This window comes from Nocardia sp. JCM 34519.1, assembly GCF_020361265.1.
Classification (GTDB): Bacteria; Actinomycetota; Actinomycetes; order Mycobacteriales; family Mycobacteriaceae; genus Nocardia; species Nocardia arthritidis_A.
Genome location: NZ_JAIRBR010000001.1, coordinates 609,038 through 627,611, shown reverse-complemented (window position 1 = coordinate 627,611; position 18,574 = coordinate 609,038). Strand labels below are relative to the sequence as shown.

Sequence of the window (18,574 nt, the reverse complement as noted above, 5' to 3'; positions counted from 1 at the left end):
CGTCATTCGAGCTGATCTGGTCCGGTGTACGCCGATGAGCAGGAGATATGAGTCGATGACCATTGACGAACTACCCAAGAGCGAGTTGCGGGGCCCCGAATTTGCCGGTCCTGGTTATACATTGGCCACATTGCGGGTGAACGGCCACGTCTACCCGGTCGCGCTGGAACCGCGGGTGAGTCTGCTCGACGCGTTGCGGGAATACCTGCACCTCACCGGTACTAAGAAGGGCTGCGACCAGGGTGCGTGCGGGGCCTGCACGGTCTGGGTGGACGGAAAGCGGGAATTGTCCTGTCTGTCCCTGGCGCTCAGCATGGAGGGCCGCGATATCACCACCATCGAGGGCGTCGCCGACGGGGACGAATTGCACCCGGTGCAGCAGGCATTCATCGAATACGACGGATTCCAGTGCGGCTACTGCACTCCGGGGCAGATCATGTCGGCGGTCAAATGCATCGAGGAGGGGCACACCGGCAGCGATGCGGAAATCGCGGAATGGATGAGCGGCAATATCTGCCGCTGCGCCGCCTACCAGAACATCCGTGATGCGATAAAGTCCGCCCGCGACAAAATGGGCTGCGCGAAATGAGGCCCATCACCTTCGCCCGCGCGGACACCGTCGAGGCCGCGCTCGCCGCGGTGGCCGCCCGGCCCAACACCGTATTCCTGGCCGGCGGCACAACTTTGGTGGATATGCTGCGCATCGGCGCGATGCGGCCGGATAACGTCGTCGATATCAACCGGCTGCCGCTCACCGGTCTGGAGCACACCCCGGACGGTGGGCTACGCATCGGCGCGCTGGTCCGGATGAGCGAAGTGGCCGCCGATCCACTTGTGGTGCAACGGTTTCCATTCCTTTCGATGGCACTGTGGAAGGGTGCGTCGGCGCAGATCCGCAATATGGCATCGATGGGCGGCAACCTCATGCAGAAGGTGCGTTGCCCCGGCTTCCGCGAGACCGCCTTCGCCTGCAACAAGCGCGATCCGGGCAGCGGTTGCGGCGTGCTGGACGGTCTGCATCGCGGCAACGCCGTGCTCGGCACCAGCGAGCACTGCTTCGCCATGCATCCCTCCGACGTAGCGATCCCGCTCACCGCACTCGATGCGGTGGTACATGTGCAGGGGCCCAAGGGAATTCGGGCGTTCGCGTTCGACGACTTCTTCCTGTTGCCCGGCGATACCCCCCATCTGGAACATCCGATCGGCCCGGACGAGCTTATCGTCCGCATCGATGTGCCGCCGCTGCCGTACGCGGTGAATTCGCACTACCTGAAATCCCGCGATCGCGAATCCTATGAATTCGCGGGCGCTTCCGCCGCGGTCGCACTGGACTTGGACGGGGAGTACGTACGCAATGTGCGCATCGGTCTAGGCGGCGTCGCGACCAAGCCGTGGCGCGCCCATATCGCCGAACAACTGTTGCTCGGCAAGCGGGCCACCAAGGACAACTTCGCGGCGGCCGCCGCCGCGGAACTCGACGCGGCGGATTCCGGCCATCCGATGAACCGCTTCAAAATCGCGCTGGCGCAACGCACTTTGGTGCGCACGCTGGAGATCGTCACCGAAAAGGGCGCGAAATGACCGCGCCCGCCCTGGTCGGCCGGGGACTCGATCGCATCGACGGCCGCGCCAAGGTGACCGGCGCGGCCCGCTTCACCGCGGAGATTCCGCTGCCCAATGCCGCATACGGCATTATTGTCGGCGCCGAAATCGGCAGCGGCACCGTGAAATCCATCGATACGTCCGCCGCGCTGCGCGCCGGTGCGGTCGCCGTGTACACGCACCTGAACCTACCGAAGGTCGACATCGTTCCGGTCATGCCATCCGGTTACGGCGGTCCGGCGCCGGGCCAGACCTTCTTTCCCATGCAGGACAACGAGATCCACTACTTCGGCCAGCCGATCGCGGTGGTGGTCGCCGACACCATCGATGTCGCGATGCACGCGGCCACGCTGCTCGAGGCCGACTACGAGGCGCGAAGGCCGATGGTGCGCCTCGACGACGGCCGCGACGACCAGTACCTGCCCGAGCGGGTCTTCTGTGATCTGGTGCCCGCCAAGCAGTCCCGCGGCGATTTCGCGGCAGCGGAAAAGGCCGCGGCTCATTCCGTAGACGTCACATATCATTTCGCCGCCAACCACCACAATCCGATCGAATGTTCGGCGACCGCGGCGATGTGGGACGGCGATTCGGTCACCGTCTACGACGCGTCACAGGGCATTGTGGCCTCGCAGCTGACCATCGCGGCGCACCTGGGCATCTCGCCCGGCAAGGTGCGGGTGATCGCCGACTACGTCGGCGGCGGCTTCGGCGGTAAGGCGATGATGTGGCCGCATGTGACGCTGGCTCCTTTGGTGGCAAGGGAATTGGGCCGTCCGGTGCGGGTGGTGCTGAACCGTGAGCAGATGTTCTACGGCACCGGACTGCGCGAGGAACAGGAGCAGCGGGTCACCCTGGTCTGCGACGACGACGGCCGGATCACCGGACTTCGGCACCACAAGCTCTCCGTCACTTCGCAATTCGACAATTGGGCGGAGCTGTCGCTGGAGGTCGCGGGCAAGGCGTACGGAATTCCCAACTGGGATGGGCAGTACAAGCTCATCAAGGGCAACACCATGACGCCGACCTTCATGCGCGGCCCCGGTGAGGCATCGGGCATGGTCGCGCTGGAATGCGCGATGGACGAGCTGGCCGCCGAAATCGGCATGGACCCGGTGGAATTGCGCCGCCGCAACCATGCGGCGGCCGATCCGGACAGCGGTAACCCGTGGACATCCGACGGCTACCTGGATTGCCTGGAAGAGGCGGCGCAGCGTTTCGGCTGGGTGGGCAGACGACCGAAAGGCCCACGTCGCGAAGGCAATTGGCTGCTCGGCTGGGGTGTCGGCACCGCGGGCTATCCGGTCTACCTGCCCGGCCAGCCGCAGCGCGCGCACGCCAGGCTGCGTGCCGACGGCTCATTGGTCGTCCAGGCCGCGACCCAGGAGTTCGGCACCGGCGTCGCCACCGCGATGACCCAGGTGGCGGGCGACGCGATGGGGTTGCCGGTCAACCGGATTCGCTTCGATATCGGCAGCACCGAATATCCGAATATCGCGGCGACGGTCGGTTCGATGGGTGCGGGCATGGTCAGCGCCGCCGTGCACACCGCGTGCACCGAGCTGCTGGCCCAGCTCATCGCCATCGCCATCGCCGATGAACAGTCACCGCTGCACGGCTACGCCCCGGACCTCATCGAGGGCGTCGACGGTCGGCTGCGGCCGAAAGCCGAACCGTCCCTTGTCGATCCATACGACGCGGTGCTCACCCGCAATCACCTCACCGATATCGAGACGATCGGCACGTGGCGCCCGGCCGCGGATCCGGATCGGCACGCCATGATGAGCTTCGGCGCGCAATTCGCCGAGGTGGCCGTCGATCCGGAACTCGGGCTGATCCGGGTGCGCCGGATGGTCGGCGCCTTCGCGCCCGGCCGGGTGTTGAATGCGAAACTCGCCCGCAGCCAGGTGCTCGGCGGCATGAATTGGGGCCTGTCCCAAGCTCTCATGGAAGGGTCGATCGCCGACCCGCGCGACGGCCGCTGGGCCAATTCCTCACTCCTGGAATACCTACTTCCGGTCAACGCCGACGCACCGGCGGTAGATATCTCCTTCGTCGAAGTGGACGACCAGGTGGTGAACCCGTTGGGCGTCAAGGGACTCGGCGAACTCGGCATGGTCGGCGCGGCCGCCGCCATCATCAACGCGGTCCGCCACGCCACCGGCCGCGGCATCCGAGAAGTCCCGGTGCGCCTCGAACACCTGCTCTGAGCTGGTCATTTGACCTATCGAAAAACTGTTCGACTTGTCGGCGGGAGCCCGTATGCTTCCGCCGTCGGGCACCGAACTGTGGAAGACTGAATACCGGTCCAAGACCGGGTGGGGAGGAGGTTACGGTGGTTGCTATGCACGTTCCGGATCATGAGCCCACGGGGTTCGGTTACCCGGATCATCTGATGACGTTGGAAGATTGGATCGCGCTGCCCGAAGACAACAGCCGTTGGTACGAGCTTGTCGAGGGGGTGCTAAGAGTGTGTCCTAGGCCGATGAAGGTGCATCAGCGCGCTGTGTGGCGGCTTGCGGCGCAGTTGGAACCGCAACTGCCGGAAATCTACGGGGTGCTGACGGAGAGCGAAGTTGTCATCGATCCGAACCCACCGGCTACCGTACGTGTACCCGATGTGATCGTTGTACCGGATGATGGGATAAAGGCAGGCATACCACGATCCGATGCGTCGGAAGTGCTGCTGGCGGTGGAGGTGCTGTCCCGTGGGACTCGGCGTACAGATCAGGTCGAGAAGTTCAGTGAATACGCCGAGTACGGTATTGAGTATTACTGGATAGTTGATATCAATGAGCCAGTCAGTCTCGCGGCCTATCGGTTGATCGACGGCGAATACGAACAGATGGGTGAGAGCGCAAACCGAATAGTTCTCGAGCTGGCCGGATTGCCGATCGAATTGGATCTTGCGTCTTTGATGAGTAGTAGATAGTCAGCTCGCCTCAGCGATGAATCGGCCCGTCCGTACTCGACAGCGGACGGGCCGACGCCTGTCCGCGCTCGGCGAGTATCTGCGCCGCGATCGAAATCGCCGTCTCGTCCGGTGTGCGGGCGTTGAGATCCAGACCCAACGGGCTGTGCAGCCGGGCCAGTTCGGCGTCGGTGACACCGGCGGCGCGCAGGCGTTCGGCGCGTTCGGCGTGGGTGCGGCGCGAGCCGAGCGCGCCGACGAACGCGAGTTCCGGCATGCGCAGCGCGGCGGCGATCAGCGGCACGTCGAATTTGCTGTCGTGGGTCAGCACGCAGACCACCGTGCGCTCGTCGAGTCGGCCCGCCTCGTGCTCGGCCGCCAGATACCGGTGCGGCCAGTCCACCACCACCTCGTGCGCCGACGGGAAGCGCGTGGCGGTCGCGAAGGTCTCCCTGGCGTCCACCACGGTGACCCGATATCCGAGTTGGCGGCCGGTGCGGCTGAGCGCGCGCACGAAATCGTTGGCGCCGGCCAGGATCATCCGGGCGGGCGGCGCGAAGACCTGGACGAAGGCGCGCGGCCGCGGATTCTGCTCGGCATCGCACTCCTCGGCGCCGACCACCCCGCTGTGCCCGGCGGCCAGCAGCGCTTTGGCGTCCTGGTCGATGCCGTGCCACGGTTCGGAATCGTCCGGCCGTAACAGTTTCCAGTCATTGCCCGCGTTCAGCGTTGTCACCAGCGCGACGGGATTGCCCGCCATCACCTCGGTGCGCAATGCGAGCAGCAGCGGCATCCGGTCGATATCGACCAGCTCGACGCAGACCTCGATCTCGCCACCGCAGGTGAGCCCGACCTCGAAACCCATTCCGTCGGCGTACCCGAACCGATCGATGACCGGCGGTGCGCCCGCGAGCACCTGCCGCGCCGATTCCAGCACGGCCGATTCCACACAGCCGCCGGACAGCGAACCGAAAACCGTCTCCTCGGCCGTCACCACCATCGCCGCACCGGTTTCCCGCGGGCCGGGACCGGTCGCATCGACGATGCGGGCCAGCGCCACCGGGCCGTTGGGCAGCAGCGAGATCAGCTGATCGAGCATCGTACGCACGAACGCCGTCCCTTCCTCTTACGCGACCGTCTCGTCGGCGAGATCCGCCGATCCGGCGAGGCGCTCGTCTCGCTCGTCGGCCGCCGCGTGCTCGACGGCCAGCCGAGCCTGGATATCGGCCACCCGTAGATATTGTCTCTCGGAACGCGCACGCACGAACGCGCCCGCGATGATGGCGAGCACTCCGCCGACGATGACGGCGGCGCCGACGATCAACAGCAGCGTCATCGGATCATCAGCTCCCGCAGCGTGAATTCGGATGGCACCTCGCCGGTGCGGTAGTAGGCGGTGAGGATCTCGGCGGCCTCGTCGGCGGTGAATACCTCGTCGAAGTGGACCCGCAGCTGGTGCATGCCGCGTTGGACGGAGATGGTGAGCACTGGCACGCCGACGCGGTCGGGATGGGTGCCGACGAGGTATCGGCGTGTCGCGCCGTCGACGGTCCTGCGCAACTCGATGACCAGCTCGTCGGCCGAACCCATGCAGGTCAGCTGGTCCTCGCCGCGGTCGGCGCTCGGCGTTGCCGGGATGTCGAGGGAGCGCATCGGTGCGGGCAGGCGGGTCATGCAGACCGAGTAGCGGTCGTATCCATCGAGCCTGCGCAGCGGGCGCAGGAAGTTCTGCACCGTCTCCGACGGGCCGATGAAGACCTTGAGCCGGTCACTGTAGGTGACGCGGTGCGTGGTGATGATCGGCGCCGTCTCGGTCTCGGCTACCGCATCGATCGCCTCGGGACCTGGGACTTCGGGGGGCTCGGTGAACAGGTTCAACACGCTGTCCCCGGGTGTCGAGTACGCGAACAAGACTCCACCTACTTACTCGATAGCAAACTTAGAGCTACTTGAGCATTCAGGCACTATCGGGGGTGGCGCAAGGGTGACGAGCGTCCTGTTACTCGACCGTTATCCTGATTTCCATTCGGAAATAACTAGTGTGGCCGCACGTCACAAGGGTGAAACATGGGGGAATCAGCGTCGCGGGCGCGGAATGGCAGTGCGGGCGTCGACCAGGTCGTGGCGGTAGACGGGGGTCAGTAAATCGGTATCCAGAGGTTCGCCAGTATTTCGGTCGTAGCGCACCGCGATCAGCACCGAGAAGAGATGGTTCGCCGCCCGCTCGTGCAGGGTCGCGAGCCGGGTGGCCAGCAGCCGGATCGCACCGAGCGATCCCGGCGGGTGCAGACCGTCGATGATGAGCACCGTGCCGCGGCCGTCGGGGCGCGGCAGCCGGGCGAGATAGGCGATGTCGTGCGGATCCGGGCCGCCGGGCCGATACACCCGCCGCGCCGCCCGATCCTCGATGCCGCGCCGCACGTCGCCCGCCCGCGCCACCGCGCGCCGCAGCCGAGGATCGGCCACGATCAGCTGCCGAAGGCTGGGGGAGAGCTCGGGCCCGCCGAGCACGATGAGCCCGTCCCGGTTCAGGTCGATCGGGCGGCCCGGCAGGAAATGTTCGACGGTGACCGTGAAGCCCAACTCGCGCAACAGTTCCACCAGGCGCGGCGCGGCGGTCGGATCCGGCGCGCCGATCATCCGACCCGCCCGCACCTCGGGTGCGAGTATGGTGAGCGCGCCGTGTCCGAAGAACAGACCTTCCGGTGCGGGCCCCTGGGTGCTCACCTGATGAATCCGCGCCCGGGACAATCCGGCCGCGGCCCCGATTCTGGCGAAAGTCCAACCCTCGGCATGTAATTCGCGAATGACCGCTCGACGAATGCGGGTGAGTTCGTTGATGGTCTGCTGGGCCGCCGCCACCCCCTCGGTGGCCGCCTTCAATCGCTCGACCTTGTCCTCGATCGCGAAAACCCGCGCCACGTCATCGGCCGACATGTGCGAAGTCTAGACAGCTCGACAGCCGCGTGCGTCTAGCCCGCTTGACGCCGACACGCCCGGACCAGGGCGGAATTCAGGTCGCGTCGGTATCGATCGGCGGACGCTCGTTGCGCTCCAACGGTTTCTGCGGTGCGGGCATCGGATACTGCTGTGCCGCAGCGGTGGTACCGCCGTACAGGTCGTTCTTGTTCGGCAGCTGGCTCTCCAGATCCCGCAACAGCGAATCATCCCCGTTGAGAAGATGTTTGGTGACCATGGTGCGCGGGTTCATCTGGCGCAGCTCGTTCAGGTCGGCCAGCGGCTTGCGCAGCTCCTCGAACTCCGGCCCCAGCTCCTGGCGCAACTGGGTGGTCGCCCCACTGGCGTAGTCGCGTGCCTGACGTAGCGCGCGCGTGGTCCACCGCACCGCACCGGGCAGTCGCTCGGGGCCGAGGATGACGAGGGCCGCAACGAGCAGAATCATGAACTCGCTCCAGCCGATACCGCTGAACATGGATTCCAGGCTACCCGGGGCGGCCCTCGTCGGTTCAAGCAGAGACAGGGTGTGTGACGACTCCTACGAAGGCCAGACCACTACGTAGCCGTTGTAGGGCCCGCCGTAGCAGTACTGCACACCATCTGCCGCAGTTGCGACCTTTCCACCCGCCGACTGGCAGTCATACCAGGCAACCGTCTTGTCAGCTGATGCTGATGCGGCGAAGCCGACAAGGGCCGGCTGGCACCACGACGGCGGAAGTGAAAATCGAATAAACGAACCGGCGCATTTGAAACCCCTCCCATTGTGATCACCGGACTCACCGAGGATACCTCGCAAGCGGTTTCAGCACGAGAGCTATTCTGCCGGAACGTGTTTCGTGTAGTGAGATCGGCGAAGACGGGGCGATTGTTCAGTCGGATTCCAGCACAACCGGCACATTCACCTGCCTGCCATCACGGATCAACGTCATATTGACCGTTTCGCCGATCCGGTGTGATTGAACTGCGACGATGAGCTCTTCCGGGCCGGTCACATCACGGTCTCCGACTTTTACGATGACATCGCCCTCGACGATGCCCGCCTTCGCAGCGGGGCTTCCCGGGACGACATCGGCGACCTCAGCTCCGCTCATCACATCGTTCGCGACCGCCTTGGTGCGAGGACTGATGCCGAGCATCGGATGATGGATAACGCCATCACGAATGAGAGCCTGCGCGGTCTGGGTCACTACATCCACCGGGATGGCGAACCCGAGGCCCACCGAACCGCCGGTCTCACTGCGGATCGCCGAGTTGATGCCGACCAACTGGCCGTCCAGGTCGACAAGCGCGCCACCGGAGTTGCCCGGGTTGATCGAGGCGTCGGTCTGGACGGCGTCGATCACCGCGTTCGTATCGCTACCTTCGCCCTTGAGAGAAACCGGCCGGTGCAGCGCGCTGACGATGCCGGAGGTGACGGTTTTGCTCAGGCCGAGCGGGGAACCGATCGCGATCACATCGTCGCCGACCTGCACATCGCTGGATTTGGCCAGTTTGATCACGGTCAGGTTCTTGACGTCGACCTTCAGCACCGCCAGGTCGGTCTTGGTGTCGCGGCCGACGATATGCGTCGGAACCTTGGTGCCGTCCGAGAACACCACCTGGATGACGGCCTTATTGGTCTTATCCGTCGCGGCCATCGAGATGACGTGGTTATTGGTGACGATATAGCCCGCGCCATCGATCACAACGCCCGAACCGGTGGCGCCGTTGTCCCCTACGGTGACCCGGATGGTCACCACCGACGGCTGCACCGCATTGGCCACCTTCGCGACCTGATTGTGCGGGCGGTCGCCCTCGCCGGACTGGCTGAGCGTCACCTTCTTCGAGGTGAATGTCGAACCGGTCTCCGCCGTCAACCGGCCGGCCAGGCCGCCGATCACGCCGATGCCGAGCGCGATGAGCGTAAGCAGGGCAAGGGCTTTCGGGGCGACGCGGGAGCCGAACAGCACCTCGCGGGCGGTCAGCTTGCGCGCCTGCGGCAGCGGCTCCGGTTGCGGTGTCGGCACCGCGGGCGCGCCGAGCCGGGCGCCGGAGGCCGGATCGCGCCATGGGTCGGCGGGCGCGGCGGGCGCGCCGTTCAGGTCGGCGGCATCGGGATCGCGCTGCAGTAGTTCGGTGGAGCCGGCCGGACGGCCGAATGCCTCGGCGAGTACCGTGTCGGGCGGGCTGTTGTGCAGTTCCAGCTCCGGCGATTTGGGTTGATCCGTGCCGCGCGGCGCCGCCTCGGCGAACGAACCGACCTGGCCGGATGGGCGGCGGAAGGCGCGCGCCGTGTGCTTGTCGATATGCGGCCGATAAACCGGTCGCGGCCCCAGTACGGGCGCGCCCGGCGGCCTCAGGTTCCCCCTGTTGGCCGCCGAATCCGACACCCCGTCCCGGACGTCATCCGGGGTCTCGGCCGATCCGGTGTTCGTCGATTCGGTGGTCACTCGCCAAACTCTACTTGCGCCACCAGCTGGTCCACCGGGTCGCGGTCAAGGAATCGGTCAGAAAGCCGAAAACCGCCTCGTTGCGGGGGGTCTCGCGCGGCGATTGCTGCGCCTGCGCGGCGGCGCTCGCACCGCCCGGTAGCTCGGCCAGCGGGATCCGGGTGAGACTGTCGTGCAGGCTGCTCGGAATCGATACCTGAGCGGCCCGGCGCAGCGCGATACGCGCCTGCTGCTGTGCCTCGACCTCCGCGGCGCATTCCGGACACTGCGAAAGGTGTTGGGCGGCACGCAGATAGGCATTCATCCGCAGCTCGCCATCCACGTAGGCCGCGATTGCCTCGCTGGCCAGATGTTCGGTGGGGCGGAAGCGCGGACGACGACCGGACGTGCTGGACTCGCCACTCATTCGGTGTTCACCCTTCGACCGCTGCCCATAGGGATCGCCGGTTGCCCGACGGATCGCCCGATCTTCGCGTCAGTGTTCGTCGACACCGGCGACCGGTGCGGCGAAGCGCTGCTCAACTCCATTATGCGCAAGGTAGTCCCGCAATGCCTGACGGCCGCGATGGATCCGGCTGCGCACGGTACCCAACTTCACCCCGAGCGTAGCGCCGATCTCCTCGTAGGACAGACCTTCGATGTCACAGAGCACCACCGCGGCGCGGAATTCCGGCGCCAGCGAGTCGAGGGCGGACTGCAGGTCGGGATCCAGCCGGGCGTCGTGGTAGGCCTGCTCCGGGCCGGGGCCGTCGGCGGGCACCCGGTCGTAGTCCTCGGGCAGCGCCTCCATCCTGATCCGGTTGCGTCGCCGCACCATATCGAGGAAGAGGTTGGTGGTAATGCGGTGTAACCAGCCCTCGAACGTGCCCGGTTGGTAGTTCGACAGCGAACGGAACACCCGGATGAACGTTTCCTGGGTGAGGTCCTCGGCATCCTGAGCGTCACCGGACAGGCGGTAGGCCAGCCGGTAGACCCGGTCTGCGTGCTCGCGGACCAGTTCGTCCCAGGTCGGCATCACGGATCGATCGCCGGTGGCATCGAATGCCGCGGTACCGGTCAACTCGTCATCGGCCGCGACCGCCTCGATCGGCGGGTTCGGCTCTGGCAGGGTGGCGTACTCACGCGCCGCATCGACCATGTGGATGGGGCTACCTCCTACTCGGGACCGTCGTTACGGAACCCGACAGCGATCTACTAATCGCTGTCGTACGGGTACCAACGTCATGTGCTATGGCGTTGTTCCCGCGTCCCGCCCGGTGCGGTCGGCTGGTCTTGCGTAGTGCCAACTCTTTCCTGTCCCGGTATGGCCGGGATATGGAGATCCTGAGGGACACCTGAGAATCCGTCGGCGCCCGACAGTCGTATCGCAGCGGTACCCGAATTCGTAACGCCAAACCTGCCAAGCGTGATCGGCACGGGCAACCGATTTTCGCGGTTGCCGGCGATCTGCCGACCGTTCGCGGCCGGGGGGATCCGGTGCGTGCGGTGATCCGACGCGACATTTCGGCGATCGACTCGTGCGCTGAATACGACCCGGAACGTTCGCCTGCCCTAGCCTTCTAGGCGTGGCATCCAATCTGGAGCGGAACCTTGCCTATGTGGAGGAGTCCGTCGTGGAGGACGAGGTACTCGTGAGCGCGCGCGAGCGGGCCACCGAACTCGGCGCGGCGCCGGTGCCGCCGTCCGTCGGCGCGTTGCTGAGCATGTATGCCCAGCTCCTCGGCGCGCGGGCGGTTGTCGAGGTGGGCACCGGAGCCGGAATCAGCGGGCTGTGGCTGCTCGACGGCATGCGCGAGGACGGCACGCTGACCACCATCGATTCCGAGCCGGAGCATCAGCGCGCGGCCAAGGAGGCGTTCCGCACCGCCGAAATCCCGCCCGCCCGCACCCGGCTGATCAACGGACGGGCGCTGGATGTGCTGCCCCGGCTCGCCGACGGCGCCTACGACCTGGTCTTCATCGATGCCGCGCCGCTGGAACATCCGCAATACGTACAGCAGGCGGTCCGGCTGCTGCGTGCGGGCGGCGCGATCCTGCTGTACAACGCGCTGCTCGGCGGGCGGGTTCCCGATGCGGCACAACGTGATCCGGCGACGCAGGCGGTGCGCGCGGCGACCCGCGCCATCGCCGAGGATCCCGAACTCACCAGCGTGCTCATTCCGGTCGGCGACGGATTGCTTTGTGCCGCAAGGGGATGATTGATGGGTTGATTACGTCCCGGATGGTCGGGTATGCCTCCCGCTGGAGGTACGGCTATGTGGGACCGTGGATCGCAATTCGTCGAGAACCTGCACATGGGGGAGGAAGCAAGGCACCGATATCCCGCTGCGATTCCACTGGCCGTCGTCTCGTTCGTAGTGATCATCGTCTTCGGGGTCATCGTTCTACTGCTGGTCAGCAGTGCGCATTTCGACCAGAACCCGAGTCGCGTGCCATACACCTCGGGCCCGTGCTACCCCTTCTGCACCAACACCGCGCCGCCGACGCCATGAGCGCTATTGCGTCGGCCGGGCCGTGCAGAACGGCTCGCAGTTGCCCGTAGTATGCGGAACCGTTGTGGGCGACTTGTTTCCGAAATCCGCATTACTCACCAACAGCATCACCAAAATCGCGCCCACGAGCACGAATCCCAATGCGACCACGGCCCTTCCCCAATTGACCCGTCGAATGGGGACGAGCTGATCGTCATCGTTGTTGAAGAACATCATCTGCGGTCCCTAGCAGGGTCGACCATTTCGCGCTGATCCCAACCTAATACCCGATTCCGGTCGCTTCGTACCGGTGATTCGATCTCGATTTCGTGGCGGTTCCGCAACCCGATTCCTGCGCTCATGACCTGCGCCGATCCGTTAAATCTGCGCGCGATCGGGAATACGATCTTGTACAGAGCTGCCGAAAGGTGAATACCGAAGGAGGCGGATCATGGTGCGCTACGGAATATCCCTTCTGATGATTGTGGTCGCCGCGGCGCTGAGCACGGCAAGCCCGGCCTCGGCCGACCCACCCGCGTCGGTGTCGTTCGGCTCGCGGCTCGGTTGGAGTCTCGGCACGGTGACGGTGTACGGCAATGCCAGCTGTCCGGGTGGCGGCCAGGCCGCGGTCAACTTCACCGGCACGATGTACACGCTGGTCGGGGGCAGCGCCAACGCGAGCGGAACGCCGCCGCTGCAATTGGCCGGGCCCGTCTTCATCCCGTGCGATGGCGCGCTGCACGATTGGCAGGGTTTCGCTTGGTCGCCGGGCAATGTGCTCCCCATTTCCGCGGGAGCCAACGGCACCGCCACCGCGACCCTGGTCCAGGGGCCGCCGGTGAACGCGGTCCTGGCAACAAGCGGAACGCAGCCGTTCGTCATCGGCTGACCGGTCCGGGCCGAACAGAAGGCTTCCGAGCTGCGGCGGAACTGGTTTCACCGTTGGCGGCTCGGCGGGCCTGGGCTAGTCTGGCGTCTCATCGGATATCGCGATCGGAGGGGGATTCGGTGCTGACGGCTGCGGGTGCGATGCGGTGAGTGGATCGTCCAACCCGCTGATCGCGCAGAAGGAGGATTCCACTCGGTCGTATTCGGGTGTGGGCCTTGTCGAATCCGTGACGGGTCTGCACGATGCGATCTCGTCCGGGTCGTGGATCGAATCCGGGCTCGGGGTGCTCGGTGTCGGTATGGAGGTGGCCTCGGTCGTCATCGATCCGATCGGCACCATCGCCTCGTACGGGGTCGGGTTCCTGATCGAACATGTGCGTCCGTTGCAGGAGGCGCTGAACTGGGTGGCGGGCGATCCGGATCAGATCGAGGCATTCGCCAAGACCTGGGACAACGTTTCGCAGAAAATCGGTGCGACCATCACCGAGCATCAGCGCGCGGTCGAATCCGATACCGGCGAATGGCTGGGCAGCACGGCCGACGCTTACAAGGCTCGCGCGGCCGACACCTCGAATCTGCTTGCCGCCGCAGCGAAGGCGGCCGAATCCGGGGCGAGCGCGGTGCGGATGGCGGCGGGAATCGTTGCCGCCGTACGTCAAACGGTGCGGGACCTGGTGGCGCAGACTGTCGGGCGGTTGGCGGCGTGGGCCGCGGAGGAAGTGTTCTCCGTCGGCATCGCAACACCTTTGGTCGCGGCACAGGCCGCGACATATGTCGCCAAGACGTTGAAGACGATCTCCTCGCTGTTCCGGAAGCTGTCCAGCACGTTCGCCAAGTTGAAGCCGCTGCTGGCGAAGTTGAAGGATGTGTTCTCCGATATCCGGAAGGCGTTGCCGGGTAAGGGGAAAGCGCACGAAACTCCTCGGTCGACGGCGCGGAAGTCGACGGATACCGCCACGCACCCGACCTCGACGGAGACTCGCCCCACCTCGACCGACACGCATCCGACTTCGACCAAGCCGACCGAAACGCACGACACGCCAACGCATTCCGAGGACGGCACCCATCCTTCCAGCCACAATCCGTCTACCCAGGACAAGCCGGAGACGACGCAGCGGGCGAAGAACGACAAGGGTGTCACCGACCAGGCCAAGAAGGACAATCCGAAAGATACCCAAACCCCGAAGCAGGTCACCGACTGTGGCGATCCCGTCGACGCCGCCACCGGCGAATTCCTGCTTCCCGCAACCGATGTCGAACTACCCGGAGTGCTCGCGCTGGTTTTGGCGCGCAGACATCGGTCCAGCTATCGATTCGGCCGCTGGTTCGGACCGTCCTGGTCGGCGACGCTGGATATGCGGGTCGTCGTCGAACAGAGCGGCGTCACATTCGTCGGCGAAGACGGAATTCTGCTGGCCTATCCGCACACCGCACCCGATATTCCCGTGCGCCCGCTCAACCACGGCCTGCGCTGGACCATGTCCCGCACCGACAGCGGCGAATATCGGGTCCACGATACCGACCGCGAAATCACTTGGCATTTCGCACCCGATCCGGTGCTCGGCGGGGTCGACGAACTACTGGGGAACCTCGCGATCACCGCCATCACCGATCGCCACCACAATCGAATTCGCTTCCACTACAACGCCGATGGTGCGCCCACCGAGGTATCGCATTCCGGCGGTTACCGAGTTCGCGTCGACACCGCCGATGGACGAGTTATCGGGTTGGCAGTCCTCGACGCCGCCGAAGTCGCCACCGTGGTCCGCGAATTCGCTTATGAGTCAGGCGAATTGACCGCCGTGACGAACGGTGTCGGTGCCACCACCCACTTCACCTACGACTCCGACCACCGAATGCTGTCGTGGACCGACTCCAACGGCAACACCCTGTTGAACACCTACGACGAGGCCGGCCGCGTCATCGTGCAGCGCGGCAACTCCGACATCGTCAATGCCGAATTCGACTACTTCACCTTCCCCGACGGCACCGGCAGCCGAACCCTCTACACCGACTCCCTCGGCAACACCACCACCTTCCAGTTCGACACCGACCTCCGCATGCGCGTCCAGATCGACCCCACCGGCGCCCGCACCCTGACCGACTACGACGCCGACCGCCGCCCGGTGCGGGTCGTCGCACCAGACGGCGCGATCACCGCCTACACCTACACCGCCGACGGCGACCTCGCCGTCATCACCCGTCCCGACGGCCACCAACTGACCGTGGGGTACCAGGCCCACAATCGCCCTTCCAGCGTCACCGAAGCCGATGGCACCGTCGAGCACCGCGAGTGGGACGCCGAAGGCAACCTCACCGCGACCATCGATGCCGCAGGCGTACGCACCGAATTCACCCACCACCCGACGGGCGCGGTCGCCACCATCACCGAATCGACTGGCGCACATACGATTATCGAAGTAGACGCCGCCGGTCTACCGATCCAGGTAACCGATCCCCACGGCGGCGTGACCGTTATCGATCGCGACCACTTCGGCCGCCCCGTCACCGTCACCGACGCCCTCGGCGCGACAACTACCTACACCTGGTCTGCCGAGGGAAAACTATTGCGCCGCACCGACCCCGACGGCCACAGCGAAGTCTGGGGCTGGGACGGTGAAGCCAACCTCACCGTCCACGCCGACCGCAACAACGGCATCACCCGCTACCACTACGGCCCCTTCGACCTCCTCACCCAACGCACCGAACCCGACGGCGCCACAACCAGATACGACTGGGACACCGAACGCCACCTCGTCGCCGTCACCAACCCCCTCGGCCAAACCTGGCACTACGCTTACGATCCCGCGGGCCGACTGGCAACCGAAACCGACTACACCGGCGCCACCACCAATTACACCCACGACCGCGCAGGCCGCGTCCAAACCGTCACCCCCGCAACCGGCATAACCCGCCACCACACCTACGACATCCTCGGCCGCCTCACCGCGATCACCGCCGACACCGGCGACTGGATCCGCTACACCCATGACCCGGTCGGCCGCGTCCTCACCGCCCAAACCCCTTCCCACACACTGAGTTTCACCCACACAGTCACCGGCAACCTGGCCAGTCAGCGGTTGGACGACCAGTCGCCGATGGTCTACCAACACGACCCCCACGGCCGCCGCACCCACCGCACCACCCCATCCGGCGCGGTCACAACCTGGGATTACGACCCGACCGGCCGCGTCACCGACCTGACCGCCGACGGCAACAGCATCCACTTCACCCACGACCCACTCGGCCGCACCACAGGCTGGCGCATCGGCAACATCTCCATCGACCGCACCCTCACCCCGGTAGGCCACCTAACCCACCAGCAGGTCACCGCCCACCCCACCAACCGCGCCATCCGCCACGACGAATTCACCTGGCGCCCAGACGGATACCCCACCACCCACACCGTCACCCACGAAAACCGAACAACCCGAACCGAATACAACCTCGACCCCATAGGCCGCGTAACCACCCTCACCCGCAACGGAATCCCCACCGAGCAATACACCTACGACCCGCTGAGCAACATCACCGCCGCCTACACCCCACCGCCCCCTGATACACAACCCCAAACCCCACCGATCTGGGACCGCCGCGAATACCGCAACAACCTACTGATCCGAGACGGCCACACCCGCTACCACTACGACGCCGCCGGCCGCCTAACCCGCAAAACCACCACCCGCCCCTCCCGCAAACCCACCACCTGGCACTACAACTACAACGCCTTCGACCAACTAACCGACGTCTGGACCCCCGACCACCAGTGGTGGCACTACACCTACGACGCCTTCGGCCGTCGCGTCACGAAACAACGTTTGGCATCGGATCGTGCAGTTCTCGAACAAATCGACTACACATGGGATGTCACTCATCTCATCGAGCAAGCTGCAACTGATTCGACAGTCAGATGGGATTACGCCCCTAACGGCTATGAACCGGTTAGCCAAATAATCGTACGAGAGGTGGACGATCGCGAGTTCCGTGCGGTTATAACCGATCTCGTCGGTGCGCCGACCGCACTCGTCGACCCTCTATCAGGTGGTGTGATAGGCATTGATACCGGGGATTTATGGGGAAATTCCACGTGGGATCGCGAATCGGGTTGCATACTTAGGTTCCCGGGGCAATGTCACGATCCGGAGACCGGGCTGAACTATAGTCTGCACAGATTCTATGATCCGTCAAATGGTCGCTTTCTGACTCTGGATCCGTTAGGGCTCGAACCTGCGCCCAACCCCGGTTGTTACCCGCACAATCCAACGATATGGTCTGACCCGCTGGGATTGACGCCGTGTAGGGAGACGTTATATCGCAATGCAACGGAACCACTGAACGGGAGGGCGGGAGATTCTGCTGCATCCCGTGCCTACCAAAAGCATATGACACGACCGAACACGAGTGTGATTTTCTTGAGCTCCGGAAAGGAACGTATCGATATGGCACACCACTTGATCGAGGACATCCTGACCAACCCGAAGACTGCACTTCAATCCTACCATAATGCCGAGTTCGGGCCGGTGTATGATTTCAAACTCCCCGATATAGGAGCAAGGTGGCGGCAGGATGGCAGCTTTGTTGGATTCCTCGAGATCTGAGACGCTATATGACGATCGAAGATATTGCGCGAAAGATTGCTGAATACGGCGAGCTTGTAGAGATATTCGCGCCAGGTGCCGACTCGGTAAAGTGGGATACGCTGCTGCGCACGGCCTTGCTGCTCGGTTATCAAGGGAAGCTCGAGCGAGCCGGTATTGCGATCCCCTTTCGTATCGAGCCGTCGATGTTCGCCGACAGTTTTGATGCTGGGTATACGCTTACACTCCGGAAAGGTGGACAGATTTGGACATCAACGCTGTTCGAAGAGTCGGTGATCGATCTCCAGTGCGAAAGTGAAATGATTGCGACAGCTGGTGGTCTTCGGGAGGTCGGTCGGCTTATGGGTGCAATTCGAGAAATTACTGGACGCAGAGTTGACCTGATTGCCGAAACGGTGCATCCCGAGTCGGTAATCCCTTTTATGTCCATAGGATAACCGAGTTATGGATCCTGCGCGCTGCGGGGATCGAACCAGTGTCGTCGAAGATGCTCTGCAAAGGACGGATCTGAGAGAATTGGGTTAGCGTAAAAGCCCGCTCGGCGTAATGTGGCTGCTCGACAAGGAATTGGCCGAAGGAAACCTTCCGCAGTGGGTTGTTCTGACCAGGGGAAGCGTTGGCATCGTGAACCTTGTCGGAGGTTTGATGAAGCAAGCCGCGATAACTAGTTGGTTGTGCCCAGGGTGATTAAGTTATCAATCCCTATGTCGCAGGGTGCAA

At 64.6% G+C, this 18,574-nt stretch carries 18 protein-coding genes; 9 read left to right on the top strand and 9 right to left on the bottom strand.

The window, feature by feature from the left end:
• Positions 1–55 precede the first annotated feature (55 nt).
• From LGY53_RS02990 to LGY53_RS02975, 4 genes are all read left to right on the top strand, one after another.
• Complete coding sequence (locus LGY53_RS02990) at positions 56–589, top strand: 2Fe-2S iron-sulfur cluster-binding protein (RefSeq protein ID WP_308102786.1); 534 nt, start codon at positions 56–58, stop codon at positions 587–589.
• The gene (locus LGY53_RS02985; RefSeq protein ID WP_225725073.1) at positions 586–1,581 is read left to right on the top strand and encodes a xanthine dehydrogenase family protein subunit M; all 996 of its coding nucleotides are present in this window, start codon (positions 586–588) and stop codon (positions 1,579–1,581) included. Before LGY53_RS02990 ends, LGY53_RS02985 begins: the two co-directional genes overlap by 4 nt.
• Positions 1,578–3,809, top strand: a complete 2,232-nt coding sequence (locus tag LGY53_RS02980; RefSeq protein ID WP_225725072.1) for a xanthine dehydrogenase family protein molybdopterin-binding subunit — start codon at positions 1,578–1,580, stop codon at positions 3,807–3,809. The genes LGY53_RS02985 and LGY53_RS02980 overlap by 4 nt, the downstream gene beginning before the upstream one ends.
• A gap of 134 nt (positions 3,810–3,943) precedes the next feature.
• Entirely contained in the window at positions 3,944–4,531 is a 588-nt protein-coding gene (locus LGY53_RS02975) for a Uma2 family endonuclease (protein WP_225725071.1), read from the top strand.
• A gap of 10 nt (positions 4,532–4,541) precedes the next feature.
• Here LGY53_RS02975 and LGY53_RS02970 read toward each other — a convergent pair whose 3' ends face one another.
• From LGY53_RS02970 to sigE, 8 genes are all read right to left on the bottom strand, one after another.
• Positions 4,542–5,618: an XdhC family protein gene (locus tag LGY53_RS02970; protein WP_225725070.1), complete on the bottom strand. Its 1,077-nt coding sequence runs from the start codon at positions 5,616–5,618 to the stop codon at positions 4,542–4,544.
• Positions 5,619–5,636: 18 nt separating this feature from the next.
• Positions 5,637–5,846, bottom strand: a complete 210-nt coding sequence (locus tag LGY53_RS02965) for a hypothetical protein (RefSeq protein ID WP_225725069.1) — start codon at positions 5,844–5,846, stop codon at positions 5,637–5,639.
• A complete protein-coding gene (locus LGY53_RS02960) occupies positions 5,843–6,421 on the bottom strand; it encodes a hypothetical protein (RefSeq protein WP_225725068.1) in 579 nt (192 codons plus the stop codon). The genes LGY53_RS02965 and LGY53_RS02960 overlap by 4 nt, the downstream gene beginning before the upstream one ends.
• Before the next feature lie 165 nt (positions 6,422–6,586).
• Positions 6,587–7,447 (bottom strand): hypothetical protein, encoded by an 861-nt coding sequence (locus tag LGY53_RS02955; RefSeq protein WP_225725067.1) that lies wholly within the window; start codon positions 7,445–7,447, stop codon positions 6,587–6,589.
• Positions 7,448–7,523: 76 nt separating this feature from the next.
• Complete coding sequence (gene tatB, locus LGY53_RS02950) at positions 7,524–7,943, bottom strand: Sec-independent protein translocase protein TatB (protein ID WP_225725066.1); 420 nt, start codon at positions 7,941–7,943, stop codon at positions 7,524–7,526.
• A 394-nt stretch (positions 7,944–8,337) separates the two neighbouring features.
• Positions 8,338–9,897, bottom strand: a complete 1,560-nt coding sequence (locus LGY53_RS02945; RefSeq protein ID WP_374111118.1) for a trypsin-like peptidase domain-containing protein — start codon at positions 9,895–9,897, stop codon at positions 8,338–8,340.
• A 10-nt stretch (positions 9,898–9,907) separates the two neighbouring features.
• Positions 9,908–10,303, bottom strand: a complete 396-nt coding sequence (locus LGY53_RS02940; protein WP_225725065.1) for a zf-HC2 domain-containing protein — start codon at positions 10,301–10,303, stop codon at positions 9,908–9,910.
• A gap of 69 nt (positions 10,304–10,372) precedes the next feature.
• Positions 10,373–11,035 carry an RNA polymerase sigma factor SigE gene (gene sigE / locus LGY53_RS02935; protein ID WP_225725064.1) on the bottom strand — a complete coding sequence of 221 codons (663 nt, stop codon included), beginning with the start codon at positions 11,033–11,035 and terminating at the stop codon, positions 10,373–10,375.
• Positions 11,036–11,462: 427 nt separating this feature from the next.
• On the opposite strand from sigE, the gene LGY53_RS02930 reads away from it, so the two are divergent.
• Both LGY53_RS02930 and LGY53_RS02925 read left to right on the top strand, forming a co-directional pair.
• Entirely contained in the window at positions 11,463–12,095 is a 633-nt protein-coding gene (locus LGY53_RS02930) for an O-methyltransferase (protein ID WP_225725063.1), read from the top strand.
• A 57-nt stretch (positions 12,096–12,152) separates the two neighbouring features.
• Entirely contained in the window at positions 12,153–12,389 is a 237-nt protein-coding gene (locus tag LGY53_RS02925) for a hypothetical protein (protein ID WP_225725062.1), read from the top strand.
• 3 nt (positions 12,390–12,392) lie between these two features.
• Here the strand turns inward: LGY53_RS02925 and LGY53_RS02920 are convergent, their stop codons facing one another.
• On the bottom strand, positions 12,393–12,605 hold the full coding sequence (locus tag LGY53_RS02920) for a hypothetical protein (RefSeq protein WP_225725061.1): 213 nt from the start codon (positions 12,603–12,605) through the stop codon (positions 12,393–12,395).
• A gap of 214 nt (positions 12,606–12,819) precedes the next feature.
• Here LGY53_RS02920 and LGY53_RS02915 point away from each other — a divergent pair, with 214 nt between their 5' ends.
• From LGY53_RS02915 to LGY53_RS02905, 3 genes are all read left to right on the top strand, one after another.
• Positions 12,820–13,257 (top strand): hypothetical protein, encoded by a 438-nt coding sequence (locus LGY53_RS02915; RefSeq protein WP_225725060.1) that lies wholly within the window; start codon positions 12,820–12,822, stop codon positions 13,255–13,257.
• Between the two features lie 145 nt (positions 13,258–13,402).
• Positions 13,403–17,854 carry a DUF6531 domain-containing protein gene (locus LGY53_RS02910; RefSeq protein WP_225725059.1) on the top strand — a complete coding sequence of 1,484 codons (4,452 nt, stop codon included), beginning with the start codon at positions 13,403–13,405 and terminating at the stop codon, positions 17,852–17,854.
• An 8-nt stretch (positions 17,855–17,862) separates the two neighbouring features.
• Entirely contained in the window at positions 17,863–18,291 is a 429-nt protein-coding gene (locus LGY53_RS02905; protein WP_225725058.1) for a hypothetical protein, read from the top strand.
• Positions 18,292–18,574: the final 283 nt, after the last annotated feature.